The following is a 15,721-nucleotide window of genomic DNA, read 5'->3' as shown; positions in this document are numbered from 1 at the left end:
TTACCTCCATATTCTTCTCAACTTAAAGACTAAGACTGTCATGAAAAAGACCAAAATTGTTTGCACCATCGGCCCGAAAACCGAATCTGAAGAGATGCTGACCAAAATGCTCGACGCGGGCATGAACGTTATGCGTCTTAACTTCTCCCACGGTGACTATGCTGAACATGGTCAGCGCATCCAGAACCTGCGCAACGTGATGAGCAAAACCGGTAAAAAAGCGGCGATCTTGCTGGACACCAAAGGTCCGGAAATTCGTACCATCAAACTTGAAGGTGGCAATGACGTTTCGCTGAAAGCAGGTCAGACCTTCACTTTCACCACGGATAAAACCGTAGTGGGTAACTCTGACACCGTTGCAGTCACTTACGAAGGTTTCACCTCTGACCTGTCCGTCGGCAACACTGTTCTGGTAGACGATGGCTTGATCGGCATGGAAGTTACCGCTATTGAAGGTAACAAAGTCATCTGTAAAGTGCTGAACAACGGTGACCTGGGCGAGAACAAAGGCGTTAACCTGCCAGGCGTGTCTATCGCTCTGCCAGCACTGGCTGAAAAAGACAAACAGGACCTGATCTTCGGTTGCGAACAGGGCGTAGACTTTGTTGCTGCCTCGTTCATCCGTAAGCGCTCTGACGTGGTTGAAATTCGTGAGCACCTGAAAGCCCACGGCGGCGAACACATTCAGATCATTTCCAAAATTGAAAACCAGGAAGGTCTGAACAACTTCGACGAAATCCTTGAAGCTTCTGATGGCATCATGGTTGCGCGTGGCGACCTGGGCGTTGAAATCCCGGTTGAAGAAGTTATTTTCGCGCAGAAAATGATGATCGAAAAATGTATTCGCGCCCGTAAAGTGGTAATCACTGCCACCCAGATGCTCGACTCCATGATCAAAAACCCACGTCCGACCCGCGCTGAAGCTGGCGACGTAGCCAACGCCATCCTGGACGGTACCGACGCCGTCATGCTGTCAGGCGAATCCGCAAAAGGTAAATACCCGCTGGAAGCAGTGACCATCATGGCTACTATCTGCCAGCGTACCGACCGCGTGATGACCAGCCGTCTGGATGATAATCACGATAGCCGTAAACTGCGTATCACCGAAGCCGTGTGCCGTGGTGCGGTTGAAACTGCTGAGAAACTTGAAGCTCCGCTGATCGTGGTAGCAACCAACGGCGGTAAATCTGCGCGTGCAGTACGTAAATACTTCCCGGATGCCACCATCCTGGCGCTGACCACCAATGAAGTGACCGCACGTCAGCTCGTACTGAGCAAAGGCGTTGTGGCGCAGCTGGTGAAAGAAATCAACTCTACTGATGATTTCTACCGTCTGGGTAAAGAAGTCGCGGTAGAGAGCGGCCTGGCGCAGAAAGGCGACGTCGTCGTGATGGTTTCTGGTGCACTGGTCCCGAGCGGCACAACAAATACGGCCTCTGTGCACGTACTGTAATTATTAACAGATGTGTTCATTTGTTTAAAAAGCGTCCTCCGGGGCGCTTTTTTTATTAGCACCGACGAAGATTTCATTAGGAAAGCAAATCGTATTTTACTATTTAAATCGCCCATTATCTAAGATGAATCCGATGGAAGCCTCCTGTTTTCACACAGTTTTTTTGATGTAACGGGGCCAGTCGATGCTTCTTTGAGCGAACGATCAAAAATAAGCGCATTCCCATCAAAAAAATATTCTCAATATAAAAAACTTTGTGTAATACTTGTAACGCTACATGGAGATTAACTCAATCTAGAGGGTATTAATAATGAATCGTACTAAACTGGTACTGGGCGCGGTAATCCTGGGTTCTACTCTGCTGGCAGGTTGCTCCAGCAACGCTAAAATCGACCAGCTGTCTTCTGACGTTCAGACTCTGAACGCTAAAGTTGACCAGCTGAGCAACGACGTGAACGCAATCCGTTCCGACGTTCAGGCTGCTAAAGACGACGCAGCACGTGCTAACCAGCGTCTGGACAACCAGACTCGCACTTACAAAAAATAAGTGTTCCTGGTCTAATAAAATGGCGCACAGTGTGCGCCATTTTTTTGCCTTCTGTTTTCCCCTTCCTACTGCACGACCAGGCTGTTCGCCGTCACCAGCGTTCCCTCTGCCTGAGTAACGGGTGCAGGAGCCACTCTCACGCTCTGTGCGGGCGTTACAGGCACCGGTTGAGCCATTGTTGCATTCACCTGTACCGGATAACCAGCGCGTCGCGTAATGGCGCGGTTAATGCCGTTACTGTCACTCCCCGCATCATCGGCAAAACGACCAAAGCTTGCAGTCACGGCAATTGGCACCGTCTGAGGATCTTCCCAGTCATTTTGTGACAGCGGCTGGTGGACCTCCACATAACGTCGGCCATCGGGTTCGACCGAGAATTTGATTGGCTCATTGACGATTTGTACCCGTGTTCCCCACGCTGCCTGCGAGAAGAGGGTCTGGATATCTGCGGCACGCATTCGCATACAGCCAGAACTGGCGCGTAAGCCTACGCTGTTGCGCGCGTTGGTGCCATGTATGAGGTATTCCCCTCCGCCCTGCTCCAGACGCAGTGCAAAACGTCCCAGCGGGTTATTTGGCCCGGCAGGGATCACAGCTGGCAGTTTTATCCCCTGCGCCAGCGAACGGGCGCGGATGTTTGCCGTAGGCGTCCATGTCGGATTCGGGATCTTCTGGATAATACGGGTGGTCATGACCGGCGTTTCTCGCCCCTGCTGGCCGATGCCAATCGGGAACACCTGCACAATGTTTTTGCCTGGCGGATAATAGTACAGCCGCAGCTCAGCCAGGTTAATGACAATGCCTTCTCGCGGCGCGTCAGGCAGCAACATCTGCGAAGGAATGGTCAGCTCGCTGCCCGGCATCGGTAAAAAAGGGTCGACCGTATTATTGGCCTCCAGCAACAGCAATATACCGGTATCAAAACGCTGGGCAATCGACTCCAGATTTTTGCCATCGGTCGGCACCTTATAGATCTGGTTTTGCCCAATAATCCGGCTGCCAGGCGCAGGCAACTGATAATCCACCGCCCAAACGCTTTGAAAGGCGCTGAGCGAGCCGATAAGACTTAGAGTAATAAGAGACGCGCGTTTCATACTGGAATTCCTTAATCACTGGCTGAACGCCAGAAAGCTGAAAACCAGCGAGGCGTATAAACGCCTCGCGTAACAGAATGAAAGCTGTTTTTTGAGTTTAGCTGAGATTTGCGGCTTTAGCGCGAATGGCGCGGATCATTGCTTCCAGTCCCTGTGAGCGGGACGGGGTAAGGTGCTGCGTAAGAGCCATTTTTTCAAACCAGGGGCGAACATCAAACGCGACGATATCCTGCGCCGTCATCCGATCGTAGAGAATAAACACTACGGCGATAAGCCCTTTGACAATGGTCGCGTCGCTATCGCCCTGAAGCTCAATAATCCCCTCTTCATTGCGCCCAATAACAATCCAGACCTGGCTTTGGCAGCCCTGAATACTATTTTCCGGGCTATGGGCATCGTCGCTAAGGGGTGCCAGACGCTGACCCAGCTCAATAATATACAGATACTTCTCTTCCCAGTTGTCACAGCGCTGGAAATTTTTCAGCAACTTTTCTCTGTCCGGTAATGCAGCCATAAAATCTCCCTGCTATCCCAGTAGCTGATGAATGCGTTTTAATCCTGCCACCAGCCGATCCACTTCTTCATGGGTGTTGTACATGGCTAACGACGCCCGGCACATCGCCGGCACCTGATAATGCGCCATCAGCGGCATCGCGCAGTGGTGCCCGGTGCGAACGGCAATGCCGTAGTTATCCAGGAAGCTGCCGACGTCGTAAGCGTGATGCTGCCCCAGATTAAAGGCAATCACCCCCAGCCGTTGTTGCGGGCCATACAACGTCAGCTCGGGCACGGTAGCGAGCTCACTAAGCGCGTATTGCATCAGTGCCTGCTCGTAATCATGAATATTCTCAAGCCCCAACTCGCTGACATAATCCAGCGCCGCGCCGAGAGCGATGATTCCGCCCGTATTGGGCGTACCCGCTTCAAAACGCCACGGCGCTTTGGCGAAGGTCGTCCCCTGAGTCAGGCTGACGGTGGCGATCATGGAGCCACCGCCTTCCCAGGGTGGCATATCCTGGAGGATCGCTTCTTTCACATACAGCACGCCGATACCGGTCGGCCCATAAAGCTTATGCGCCGAGAAGAGGTAAAAATCGCAGTCCAGCGCCTGAACGTCAACCGTGTGATGCATCACCGCCTGTGCGCCATCGACCAGCACCTTTGCCCCGTGCTGATGCGCAATGCGGATAATATCCGCTACCGGATTTTCGGTCCCCAGGACGTTAGAGACGTGCGTCACGGCCACTAAACGGGTTCTGGCGTCGAGCAGGCCCGGAAGTGCGTCCAGCGCAAGCGTGCCCTCAGCCGTGAGCGGGATGACCCGCAATTCTGCATTTTTACGCGCACAGAGCATCTGCCATGGAACGATATTTGCGTGATGCTCCATCTCCGTGATGATGATGTTATCGCCCGGCTGGATCTGGCTTTCGCCCCAGCTATTCGCAACGAGGTTGATGCCCTCGGTCGTGCCGCGGACAAATACCAGCTCCTCCGGCGAGCGAGCATTGAGGAAGGTCGCCGCCTTGAGCCGTACCTGCTCCATACGCTGCGTGGCTTCCGCGCTGAGTGTGTGAATGCCACGATGCACCGCCGCGTAGCCGTGGCGGTAGAATTCGCTTTCAGCGTCAATGACCTGGCTGGGTTTTTGGGCGCTGGCCGCGCTGTCCAGATACGCCAGCGTCTGACCGTTAACTTCACGCGTCAGGACCGGGAAATCTTCCCGCACCCGCTGAACGGAAAATGTCATGCTTTGCCCCCGGGAAGACGCTGGCCGATGCGGGCCAGCACCTGTTGTTTTAGCGCTTCATCGCTGATGGCTTCCGTCAGTTCAGCGGCAAAGGCATAGATAATCATCTGCTGCGCGGCCTGTTCATCAATACCGCGCGAGCGCAGATAAAACAGTTGTTCGTTGTCGATACGTCCAATCGTTGCGCCGTGGCTACACTTGACGTCATCGGCATAGATTTCCAGTTGTGGTTTAGTATCCACTTCCGACAGCCGCCCCAACAGCAAGTTATTGTTGGTCATCTGACCGTCAGTTTTAATCGCATGTTGCGCCACGTTAATCAGGCCATTAAACACCGCGCGGCCTTTGTCATTGACGATAGTTTTATGCAACTGGCGACTATTACAGTATCCCTTGTTGTGCTCAAGCCAGGTTCGGCTGTCGAAGACTTCTGATTTCACCGGCATAGCCAGGCTGTTCAGACGTAGCGTGGTATTTTCGCCATTCAGCTGACTGCTGGTGTTGTGGCGTAGTACCGCACTGCCCAGCAAGAAGCTGTGGCTGAAGGCTGCCGCATCCTGACCAAGGACAATGTCATTGTGCGCAAAGTGATAGCTGACCGGAGCCTCAAACGCCAGTTTCATATGATGTAACTGCGCATTCGCCGCGACGTTCATGGTGATCCTTGAGCCGGTAAAATGACGCTCATCATTCAGACTGACATAATGTTCAATCAGCGTCGCCTCAGCGCCTTCCGCCAGCTCAATATGATGGCGATAATGCGCCGTATTCATCTCTTCGCCAGAGACGCCACGGGTGATATGCATCAGCAGTAAAGGCTTAGCCGGGCGCTGATTACGGGCGACGCGGATGGTGGTCACGCTGGCCGCCAGGCTTTCCGTCAGATGCAAAAACACTTCCGGCTGGATGGCGGCGGGTAAAGCGGGGCTTTCCTGACCAATATGAATGTCGTAGCCGCTATTTTCCACGCTGTCGCTCAGTGCTGCGCTAAATTGCCCGTCGACAAACACCAGTCGTACGGCATCCACCTTAAGCGCCAGCGCATCACGCTGAGCGGCGGTCACTTCAGCGGAAGGGACCGTAACGAACGTGCTGCCCAGCAGCCCATCCAGCGGCGTATATTTCCAGTTTTCATGCTTACGCGTTGGCAGGCCGAGGCGCAGCATTTGTTGAAGGTGCTGCCGGGCCTGCGCCGAGCGCTGTACGCCCTGCGCTTCAAAGAGATGATGCCACTGTTGCAGTGCGTTACTGCTGTTCGGTAAGCCAGCCATAGCCCTGCTCCTCCAGTTGTTTGACCAGAGTAAAATCACCCGATTTCACAATCCGCCCCTGATACAGGACGTGGACGTAATCCGGCTTGATATAGTCCAGGATACGCTGGTAGTGAGTGACGATAATAAAGGCTCGCTTGCCGTCACGCAGGGCATTCACCCCCTCTGAGACGATTTTCAGCGCATCGATATCCAGCCCTGAATCTGATTCGTCAAGAATGCACAGTTCAGGCTCCAGTACCGCCATCTGCAAAATATCATTGCGTTTTTTCTCGCCGCCGGAGAAGCCCACGTTCACCGAACGGGTCAACAGATCTTCCGGCATCTTCAGCAACTGAATTTTCTCTTCCATCAGATCCTGAAAATCGAAGCGGTCGAGCGTCTCCTGGCCACGGTAAGTACGCACCGCATTCAGCGCCGTTTGCAAGAAAAACTGATTGCTGACGCCGGGGATCTCTACCGGATACTGGAAGGCCATAAAAATGCCCTCGCCCGCACGATCTTCCGGCGCAAGCTCCAGCAGGTCTTTTCCCCTGAATTCAACGCTGCCACCGGTGACTTCATAATCTTCACGCCCGGCCAGCGTCGCCGAGAGCGTACTTTTCCCGGAACCATTGGGTCCCATGATGGCGTGTACTTCTCCCGGACGAACCTCAAGGTTCAGTCCACGCAGGATTTCTTTGTCTTCTACCGATACCTGTAAATCTTTAATGCTTAACATGGTTGTTCCCTTAGATACTTAACCGACGCTGTGTTCGAGGCTGATAGCCAGCAGTTTTTGCGCTTCAACGGCAAATTCCAGCGGCAGTTCAGAGAAGACGTCCTTACAGAACCCGTTGACGATCATCGAGATAGCGTCATCCTCACTGATCCCACGTTGCAGACAGTAAAAAAGCTGATCCTCGCCAATACGCGAAGTGGTTGCTTCGTGCTCAAGCTGAGCGCTGTTATTACGGCACTCGACATACGGGAAGGTATGCGCCCCGCTGTCCGGGCCAATCAGCATGGAGTCACACTGGGTAAAATTGCGCGCATTGGTGGCAGTCGGCATGATCTTAACCAACCCGCGATAGCTGTTCTGGCTATGTCCGGCAGAAATCCCTTTGGAGATAATGGTCGATTTGGTGTTTTTACCAATATGGATCATTTTGGTACCGGTGTCGGCCTGCTGATGACCGCTGGTCAGGGCGACGGAGAAGAACTCGCCGATGGAGTTATCACCGCGCAAAATGCAGCTTGGGTATTTCCAGGTGATTGCCGACCCCGTCTCGGACTGGGTCCAGGACATTTTGCTGTTCTCACCTTCACACAGCGCGCGTTTGGTCACGAAGTTCAGGATCCCGCCGGTATGGTTATCGCCAGGGAACCAGTTTTGCACCGTGGAGTATTTCACTTCGGCATCTTTATGGATGATCACTTCGACCACCGCCGCATGAAGCTGATAGCTGTCACGTACCGGAGCCGAGCAGCCCTCGATATAGCTCACATAGCTACCTTCGTCAGCGACCAGAATAGTCCGCTCGAACTGGCCGGTTTTTTCCGCGTTGATACGAAAATAGGTCGAAAGCTCCATCGGACAGGTCACCCCTTTCGGCACGTAGATAAATGTGCCGTCCGATGCCACTGCCGCATTCAACGCGGCGAAAAAGTTATCATTACTCGGGACAACGGTCCCCAGATATTTTTTCACCAGCTCAGCATGATCGTGGATCGCCTCGCCAAATGAGCAAAAAATAATGCCCTGCTCGGCCAGTTTTTCGCGGTAGGTGGTGGCGACGGAGACCGAGTCAAAAATGGCGTCCACCGCCACTTCACGGCCTTCACGTACCGGTACGCCAAGCTGATTAAACGCCGCTTCAACTTCGTCCGTCAGGAAAGACGCCGGACCGGTTTGCTGCACCGCGCCAGGCTGGGACGCACAGGTATCGTCACAGTTGCCGCAGGACGGCGCGGAGTAATAGCTGTAGTCCTGATAATTCAGCTTATCGTAATGGGCCTTAAGCCAGTGTGGCTCCTCCATCTCAAGCCAGGCGCGGTAAGCACTCAGCCGGAATTCCAGCATCCACTCCGGCTCGTTGCGTTTCGCGGATATCGCGCGAACGACATCCTCGCTGATACCGTGGGCCAGCTCGTCCGTCTGGAGTTGGGTAAAAAACCCTTCTTTATAATTGAGCGGGCCGGACCACATTTTGACATCGTCAGTTGCTTCAGTATTACGCGACATAATTATTCCGCCTGCACCCCAAAACTTTCACCACAGCCACATTCGTGCTGGGCTTTTGGGTTATGAAATTTAAAGATTTGGTTTAAGCCTTCACGGACATAATCGACTTCGGTGCCATCAATAAACGGCATCGCCTGTAAGGGAACCCACAGACGTGCGCCATCGACTTCAAAGAGAAGATCGTCTTTTTGTGGCTCATTCACCGTATCCAGCACGTAACCGAACCCCGCGCAGCCGGTCTGCTTCACGCCCAGCCGCAAACCCTGTACTCCAGGCTGTTTGCTGACCAGCTGGCGAATATGCGCGGCAGCAGCCGGGGTCATCGTCAGGCCATGCCAGGCAAACTCATTGGGATCAAAAGTCCCTGCATGCACATCCATCGGTCCACCTCACGTTAAGAGACTGAAAAGTTAACACTATGTTAGTGATAATGATTATCACTTCAACCCACTTGCAGTATGGGTATTGTGTATAATGGGCTTTTCACTGCACATCTACTAAGCATAGACCGTGGAGATAACCTTATAACGGGGAAATGGAAGGAATTATCTGACTGATTTTTATCGGTTTTACTAAGACAGATGTGGCTGCAAGCGGACAATGGAAAAGATGTATAGGCAATACCTATTTTTGAAATCAAAAAAGGCAATTATGCGATTTGTAGTAATAATTTCGTTTTAATCTACGTGCGGGAGAGCTGAGAAAATGTAACACTGGCTCGTCGCATTTCATTATAGCTATTGTGCCTTTAATGACTCGCCACATGGCCGGGACTATGTTTGCCGTTAGCGCCGATGCTAACAGGGAGAAAAAGATGACCAATATTATTTTAGGCATGATTGCCAAGATATCAAGAATGGACGCGGAAACGAAACAGCTTACCGCGCGAATCGAAGCTCAGTCTCTTCTGCTCAGCGCGTTTTTACTCGCGGCCGGGAAAGAAGGTGGCGTGATGGAAATGGTAGAAGCCGTTAAGAAAGCCATCAATGCTGCGGTCGAAATGGCCGACAATCCGCTGAGATCGGATGCCGAAATTTTGCTTAATGAATTTAATGATATTCTGTCAATGGCACAGCTGCTGACCAGGGTGGGCGCTGAACTCGACGTTGAGGCAATGAAAGCCGTCACGTCCGGGGATGAGAATAAGCAATAGTCCATCGGGGCCGCCGCCCCGATGAAGGCTAGTATGAATCAGACATACAGTGAAGCTTCACCCGTCGGACGGGTTTTGAAGCGGCGATGGATCCATAAATACTGTTCAGGCGCGCGTAAAATTTCGTGCTCAATCATTTTATTGATGTAGCTCGCCGCCTCGTACTCGTTTGCACGCGGGAAGTCTTCCATCATCTGTCCGATATGCAGGGCATAACCGCGAGCGTTATCTTTACGCACCATCGAGATAGTCAGCATTTCTGCCCCCGAAAGCCGTGAAATCACGTAAGTTCCGTTGGTGGTTGCCGCATTCTCAACTGAAAAGAATGGCGCAAAAGTGCTGCCCTTCGGACCGTAATCCTGATCCGGCGCGAACCAGACGGCCTCACCGCCTTTCAATGTGTTGACCAGTCCCTTCAGATTATGTCTGTCGATCATCGATTTATTAGAGCGCAGACGGCCACGCGTTTGCACCCATTCCATGACCGGGCTGTTATGCGGACGATAGGTAGCCATCATGGGCTGGCAAAGCCCCATCACGCGACCGCCCAGTTCAAGCGACATAAAGTGTACACCAACCACCATGACGCCCTTCTGCTTGCGCTGCGCTTCCAGCAGATAATGGTAACCTTCGACATCAAACCATTTGCGCACCCGACGATCCGACCAGAACCAGGCCATCCCGGTTTCAAGCAGGGCCATTCCCAGAGAGGCAAAATTTTTCTCAATCATCATCTTGCGCTGTTGCGCATCCATGCCCGGAAAGCAAAGTTCAATATTGCGGTTGGCAATAGTTGCCCGCCGCTGGAGAAAACGTTGCGACGTACGGCCCAGCGCGGAGCCAAACCAGAATAAAAAAGGATAAGGGAGTTGCACCAGCAGCCAGAGGATGCCTAAACCAAACCAGGTCAGCCAGTGACGCGGGTGCAGAAATGCGAGTTCGAACGTTGGACGAGCCATATTTTTTCCTTAAGCGGAAGTAGTGTAGCGCTTAAAGGAGAAACGAAAGTATTCATTAGTCATTACGCGATACGGTTTTAACTGAGACAACCAGAAAGGGAAACAAATCCGTCGGCGGAGAATATCACAGGCGATTTAAAGTAAAAGGATATTACACGCGGGCACGCTTCTTTTCAGAAATGTGCCCGACGATTTATAGCACGGCGGTCGTCAGCCGGGATGAGCAGCAAAGGCGTCCTTGCTCATCAACGATCTCGATCTGCCACACCTGGTGTCTGCGTCCGAGGTGTAAGGCTTTACACACGCCGCGTACCCGGCCGCTTCGCACGGAACGAAGGTGATTTGCGTTGACCTCGACGCCGACCACCTTTTGTTCACCTTCGGTGCATAAATAGCCCGCCACAGAACCCAGCGTTTCTGCCAGCACCACCGACGCGCCGCCATGCAGTAAACCGAATGGCTGATGCGTTCGACCGTCTACCGGCATCGTGGCTTCCAGACTATCGTCAGCGATCCTGTCAAAACGAATATCCAGTAGCCCAACCATATTATCCGTTCCCATCGCATTCAGAGCTTCAAGGGTCACTGCACGCTTCCAGATCATCCCACTATCTCCAGCAACGCCTGAAGTGGATGGCGTACACCATTACCTTCAATACGTTTTACCTGGCTGCGACAGGAGTAGCCGGTCGCCAGACAGCGATTGCGCGGCAAGCGCTGCATTGCCTGCTGCCAGGAGAGCGCATAAATGCCCAATGAATTCGCATGATTTTTTACTTCATGACCGTAGGTTCCCGCCATACCGCAGCAGCCGACGCTAACGCTTTCCAGTTTTGCGCCATAGTGCGCGAAAATAGCGGCCCACTGGTTTGGCGCGCCAGGTAACGCTGTCACTTCCGTACAGTGGCCGAACAGATACCAGGATTCGCCGCTCACCTCCTGGCGAGCGCCGCCTTCCAGCGCCAGCGGTAGCCATTCATGAACCAGCATGACGTGAAAATCGCCGCGTTCTTTCCCCAGCACCAGTTTGTACTCATCGCGATAACAGAGCACCAGTGCCGGGTCCACACCCACCATCGGAATGCCAAGCTGCGCGACGCGGTTGAGAAAGTCAGCCGTTTTACGGGCGGTTTTCGCAAAGCGGGTCATAAAGCCTTTGATGTGCTGCGCTTTACCGTTAGGGGAAAACGGTAAAAGCACTGGCTGGTAACCGAGTTTTTCCACCAGCCGGACAAAATCTTCAACCACCTGCGCATCGTAATAGCTGGTGAACGGATCCTGCACCACCAGTACAACCCGCGCTTTTTGCCCGGCATCCAGCGCTTCAAGCTCCTCAAGCGTCATATTCGCTGAACGATGCGCCACCATTTTCTGCTGAAGCGATGGCGATGAAAGCAGCGGCAAATCGACCATTCCGATATGCATTTCTGAGAGCTTGCGCACCCACGGCTGGCTCATAAAAAAGTTGAAGGTTTTCGGTGCCCGCGCCATTAGCGGCGCGTAGCTTTCCACCGACGCCACCAGATGATCGCGCAGCGGGCGCAGGTAGCGGGAGTGATAAAGTTGCAGGAAACGCGAGCGGAACTCCGGCACGTCGATCTTCACCGGACACTGGGTCGAACAGGCTTTACAGGCCAGACAACCCGACATCGCCTCTTTCACCTCATGGGAAAAATCATATTCGCCTTTACGCGCATGCCAGCTGTTGCGCGTGCGCTCAATTAGCGTGCGCAGACTGGCACGTTGCTCAGGCAACTCTTTTTCCAGCTGGTTCGGATCGATTCCCCGGTCCGCCAGCAAGCGTAGCCACTCTCTGACCAGCGTCGCGCGGCCTTTCGGCGAATGAATGCGGTTGCTGGTGATTTTCATTGACGGACACATCGGGCTTTTCACGTCGAAGTTGAAGCACAGACCGTTGCCGTTACACTCCATTGCACCACGCCAGGCACCGCGCACCGCAATCGGAATTTGCCGATCCCAGGTGCCGCGTTTAACGGCGTCCACTTTCATCATCGGCGCGTCCACACCTTCCGGCGGACAGATTTTTCCCGGATTTAAGCGGTTATCGGGATCAAACGCGGCTTTAATTTTACGCAGTTCGCCATAAAGCTGTTCGCCAAAAAACGCCGGGCTATACTCGGCACGAAACCCTTTGCCGTGTTCACCCCAAAGCAGTCCGCCATATTTGGCCGTCAACGCCACCACCTCATCGGAAATCTGCTTCATCAGCATTTCCTGTTGCGGATCGCACATATCCAGTGCCGGACGCACGTGTAATACGCCGGCATCCACATGACCAAACATCCCGTAGCTCAGGCCGTGACCGTCCAGCAGCGCACGAAACTCGGTAATATAGTCGGCCAGATGCTCTGGCGGAACGCAGGTGTCTTCGGCAAAAGGAATCGGTTTCGCCATCCCTTTTGCGTTACCCAGTAGCCCCACCGCTTTCTTACGCATGGCATAGATGCGTTCTATCCCCGTGAGGTCGTCGCATACCTGCCAGCCGATAACGCCACCGGCCCCTCGCGCCATTAAGGCGTCCAGACCGGCACAGAGCCCGTCAACCTGACGGGTAATCAGCGCGTCATCATCGCCGGCAAATTCAACGATATTCAACCCGAGCATCTCTTTATCTGGCACGCTGGTGATCAGTTCGCTGACCGAATGCCAGACAATATCTTCCCGCGCCAGATTCAGCACTTTCGAATCGACGGTTTCAACAGATAATGCCTTCGCCTCCACCATAAACGGCGCGTTGCGCAGCGCTGAATCAAAAGAGTCATATTTCACGTTGACCAGACGACGCACCTTCGGCAGCCGGGTGATATCCAGCCGTGCTTCCGTGATGAATGCGAGCGTTCCTTCGGAACCGGTCAGGATGCGGGTCAGATCGAACTCGGTCATCGCGTCATTAAAGACGTGACGCAGGTCATAACCGGTGAGAAAGCGATTCAGTTTGGGGAATTTATCCAGTATCAACTGGCGATTCTCCAGGCAGCGCTGGTACACCGTGCGGTAAATCCGTCCGGATGCGGACTGCTCTTTCGCCAGCGTTTCCGCCAGCGCCACGGGCATCGGGTGGGTATCCAGAATATCGCCGCCGGTTAATACCGCGCGTACGCCAAGTACGTGATCGGAGGTTTTACCGTAGGCCAGCGATCCCTGCCCTGAGGCGTCGGTATTAATCATGCCGCCAAGCGTAGCGCGGTTACTGGTCGATAATTCCGGGGCAAAAAAGTAGCCGTACGGTTTCAGGTATTGATTGAGCTGATCTTTGATCACCCCGGCTTCGACGCGCACCCACCCCTCTTCGGGGTTAATTTCAATGATGCGATTCATATAGCGGGACATATCAACGATGATGCCCTGGTTCAGCGCCTGCCCGTTGGTGCCCGTACCACCGCCGCGCGGCGTGAAGATCAGCGTTTTAAAGCGCTCCTCCGCCGCCACCCGTGCCAGCAGCGAAACGTCCGCCGTAGAGCGCGGAAAAACGATGGCATCAGGAAGAAGCTGGTAAATACTGTTGTCGGTCGCCATGGTTAGCCGGTCGGCATAACTGGTGGCGGTATCACCTGTAAAACCCTGTTGCTCCAGTGACTGCAAAAAATTCAGCACCAGTTGAACGACACCTGGAGCCTGAGAAATCTGTGGGATCATTACCGTTGACCCTGCCTGACTGTTGTAATGTGAGTGATTAATCGTTTGCGTTGTGCATTCATCGTTTTACCACATTTTTTTCTTACCTGCCTGACAGAATTACGGACTATAAACGCTGTCGAAATCACTGGTATCATTAATGGTCCAGCTTTATGCCGCGCCCGCATTGTGGCGAGATTAAAAAGGTAAATTTACGTTATGGTTAATCCAAACCAGCCCAGGGATGTACCGCAAATTTTGCTGTCGGTGCTGTTTTTATCACTCATGATTGTCGCCTGCCTGTGGATCGTGCGGCCCTTTATTCTCGGCTTCGCCTGGGCAGGAACCGTGGTCATTGTTACGTGGCCGGTCTTAATTCGTTTACAGCGATTGCTGTTTGGACGACGGGCGCTGGCGGTGCTGGTAATGACGCTGCTGCTGTTTCTGCTGTTTATTATTCCGATTGCGCTGCTGGTCAACAGTATGGTTGATAGCGGCGTGCCGCTGATCCGCTCAGTATCGTCGGGAGAGATGACGCTGCCAGACCTGAACTGGCTTAACAGTATTCCCATGGTCGGTGAACGTCTCTATACCGGCTGGCATAACCTGCTGGATATGGGTGGCACGGCGATTATGGCCAAAATCCGCCCCTATATCGGCACGACGACCACCTGGTTTGTGGGTCAGGCCGCGCATATTGGCCGCTTTATGATGCACTGCGCGTTAATGCTTTTATTCAGCGCGCTGCTCTACTGGCAGGGTGAAAAAGTGGCGCGTGGTATCCGCCACTTTGCCACCCGTCTTGCGGCCAAACGTGGTGACGCGGCGGTGGTTCTCGCCGCACAAGCCATTCGTGCAGTTGCGCTGGGGGTGGTGGTGACCGCACTGGTGCAGGCGGTGCTCGGCGGGATTGGTCTGGCGATTTCCGGGGTTCCTTACGCGACCATCCTCACCGTGGTGATGCTTTTCTCCTGCCTGATCCAGCTTGGCCCGTTGCCGGTACTGGTCCCGTCTATTATCTGGCTGTACTGGAGTGGAGATACCACTTGGGGAACGGTACTGCTGGTGATTAGCTGCGTCGTCGGTACTATTGACAACGTATTGCGCCCGGTACTGATCCGCATGGGTGCCGATTTACCGATGATCCTTATTCTCTCCGGCGTGATTGGCGGACTGGTCGCCTTCGGTATGATCGGCCTGTTTATCGGTCCGGTGCTGCTGGCCGTCACCTGGCGTCTGTTTGATGCCTGGGTGAAGGAAGTACCGCCGCCGCTGGATAATGCTGACGAGGTGACAGACGAATTTACGCCACCTGAGTCGTCCAGTCATTGATCGCTAAACAGCCTGCTTTTTAGCAGGCTGTTTTATTTAATAGTTAAGCATGGCTAATTAAAAGTTTAGCTTGTTAGCGCACCAGACGGTTATTTTCCCTGTGCAGATGGAATATCGCTTCCGCAACCATCATATTCATTAAACTAATGAGATGAATCTGATCGACGCCGGAGATGGCGCACTCTACTATTAGGTCACGGTTATAAATCAACGCCTTGATTTATAAGCATGGAAATCCCCTGAGTGAAACAACGAATTGCTGTGTGTAGTCTTTGCCCATCTCCTATGATGGGCTTTTTTTTATG

At 53.3% G+C, this 15,721-nt stretch carries 14 protein-coding genes and 1 other RNA gene; 5 read left to right on the top strand and 10 right to left on the bottom strand.

The window, feature by feature from the left end:
* Positions 1 to 40 precede the first annotated feature (40 nt).
* Together pykF and INT84_RS04860 are read left to right on the top strand one after the other, a co-directional pair.
* Positions 41 to 1,453 carry a pyruvate kinase PykF gene (gene pykF, locus INT84_RS04865; RefSeq protein ID WP_176920865.1) on the top strand — a complete coding sequence of 471 codons (1,413 nt, stop codon included), beginning with the start codon at positions 41 to 43 and terminating at the stop codon, positions 1,451 to 1,453.
* A 310-nt stretch (positions 1,454 to 1,763) separates the two neighbouring features.
* Entirely contained in the window at positions 1,764 to 2,000 is a 237-nt protein-coding gene (locus tag INT84_RS04860; RefSeq protein ID WP_049840772.1) for a major outer membrane lipoprotein, read from the top strand.
* A 65-nt stretch (positions 2,001 to 2,065) separates the two neighbouring features.
* Here the strand turns inward: INT84_RS04860 and INT84_RS04855 are convergent, their stop codons facing one another.
* From INT84_RS04855 to sufA, 7 genes are all read right to left on the bottom strand, one after another.
* A complete protein-coding gene (locus INT84_RS04855) occupies positions 2,066 to 3,094 on the bottom strand; it encodes a L,D-transpeptidase family protein (RefSeq protein ID WP_194205845.1) in 1,029 nt (342 codons plus the stop codon).
* Between the two features lie 97 nt (positions 3,095 to 3,191).
* The gene (sufE, locus tag INT84_RS04850) at positions 3,192 to 3,608 is read right to left on the bottom strand and encodes a cysteine desulfuration protein SufE (RefSeq protein WP_176916947.1); all 417 of its coding nucleotides are present in this window, start codon (positions 3,606 to 3,608) and stop codon (positions 3,192 to 3,194) included.
* A gap of 12 nt (positions 3,609 to 3,620) precedes the next feature.
* Positions 3,621 to 4,841, bottom strand: coding sequence for a cysteine desulfurase SufS (sufS, locus tag INT84_RS04845; protein WP_194205844.1), 1,221 nt, complete (start codon positions 4,839 to 4,841; stop codon positions 3,621 to 3,623).
* Positions 4,838 to 6,112 (bottom strand): Fe-S cluster assembly protein SufD, encoded by a 1,275-nt coding sequence (gene sufD / locus INT84_RS04840; protein ID WP_194205843.1) that lies wholly within the window; start codon positions 6,110 to 6,112, stop codon positions 4,838 to 4,840. The genes sufS and sufD overlap by 4 nt, the downstream gene beginning before the upstream one ends.
* A complete protein-coding gene (gene sufC / locus INT84_RS04835; RefSeq protein ID WP_194205842.1) occupies positions 6,087 to 6,833 on the bottom strand; it encodes a Fe-S cluster assembly ATPase SufC in 747 nt (248 codons plus the stop codon). Before sufC ends, sufD begins: the two co-directional genes overlap by 26 nt.
* 18 nt (positions 6,834 to 6,851) lie before the next feature.
* The gene (gene sufB, locus INT84_RS04830; RefSeq protein WP_194205841.1) at positions 6,852 to 8,336 is read right to left on the bottom strand and encodes a Fe-S cluster assembly protein SufB; all 1,485 of its coding nucleotides are present in this window, start codon (positions 8,334 to 8,336) and stop codon (positions 6,852 to 6,854) included.
* A 2-nt stretch (positions 8,337 to 8,338) separates the two neighbouring features.
* Entirely contained in the window at positions 8,339 to 8,716 is a 378-nt protein-coding gene (gene sufA, locus INT84_RS04825; RefSeq protein WP_176916952.1) for a Fe-S cluster assembly scaffold SufA, read from the bottom strand.
* Positions 8,717 to 9,150: 434 nt separating this feature from the next.
* Between sufA and iraP the strand changes: the two genes are divergently transcribed.
* Positions 9,151 to 9,489 (top strand): anti-adapter protein IraP, encoded by a 339-nt coding sequence (iraP, locus tag INT84_RS04820; RefSeq protein WP_194205840.1) that lies wholly within the window; start codon positions 9,151 to 9,153, stop codon positions 9,487 to 9,489.
* Between the two features lie 38 nt (positions 9,490 to 9,527).
* On the opposite strand, the gene lpxP is transcribed toward iraP, so the two are convergent.
* The 3 genes from lpxP to INT84_RS04805 form a co-directional block, all read right to left on the bottom strand.
* Positions 9,528 to 10,448 (bottom strand): kdo(2)-lipid IV(A) palmitoleoyltransferase, encoded by a 921-nt coding sequence (gene lpxP, locus INT84_RS04815; protein ID WP_194205839.1) that lies wholly within the window; start codon positions 10,446 to 10,448, stop codon positions 9,528 to 9,530.
* Between the two features lie 193 nt (positions 10,449 to 10,641).
* Positions 10,642 to 11,052 carry a 1,4-dihydroxy-2-naphthoyl-CoA hydrolase gene (menI, locus tag INT84_RS04810; protein WP_176916955.1) on the bottom strand — a complete coding sequence of 137 codons (411 nt, stop codon included), beginning with the start codon at positions 11,050 to 11,052 and terminating at the stop codon, positions 10,642 to 10,644.
* Complete coding sequence (locus INT84_RS04805) at positions 11,049 to 14,105, bottom strand: FAD-binding and (Fe-S)-binding domain-containing protein (RefSeq protein WP_194205838.1); 3,057 nt, start codon at positions 14,103 to 14,105, stop codon at positions 11,049 to 11,051. Before INT84_RS04805 ends, menI begins: the two co-directional genes overlap by 4 nt.
* Positions 14,106 to 14,303: 198 nt before the next feature.
* Here INT84_RS04805 and ydiK point away from each other — a divergent pair, with 198 nt between their 5' ends.
* Together ydiK and rprA are read left to right on the top strand one after the other, a co-directional pair.
* Positions 14,304 to 15,416 (top strand): AI-2E family transporter YdiK, encoded by a 1,113-nt coding sequence (ydiK, locus tag INT84_RS04800; RefSeq protein ID WP_194205837.1) that lies wholly within the window; start codon positions 14,304 to 14,306, stop codon positions 15,414 to 15,416.
* Positions 15,417 to 15,612: 196 nt separating this feature from the next.
* Positions 15,613 to 15,720: antisense sRNA RprA (rprA, locus tag INT84_RS04795), an RNA gene on the top strand.
* Position 15,721: the final 1 nt, after the last annotated feature.

This window comes from Superficieibacter sp. 1612_C1 (assembly GCF_015234305.1).
In the GTDB taxonomy this organism is placed as follows: domain Bacteria; phylum Pseudomonadota; class Gammaproteobacteria; order Enterobacterales; family Enterobacteriaceae; genus Superficieibacter.
Note: the sequence above shows the minus strand (reverse complement) of the source record. Positions and strands in the feature narration are given on the sequence as shown.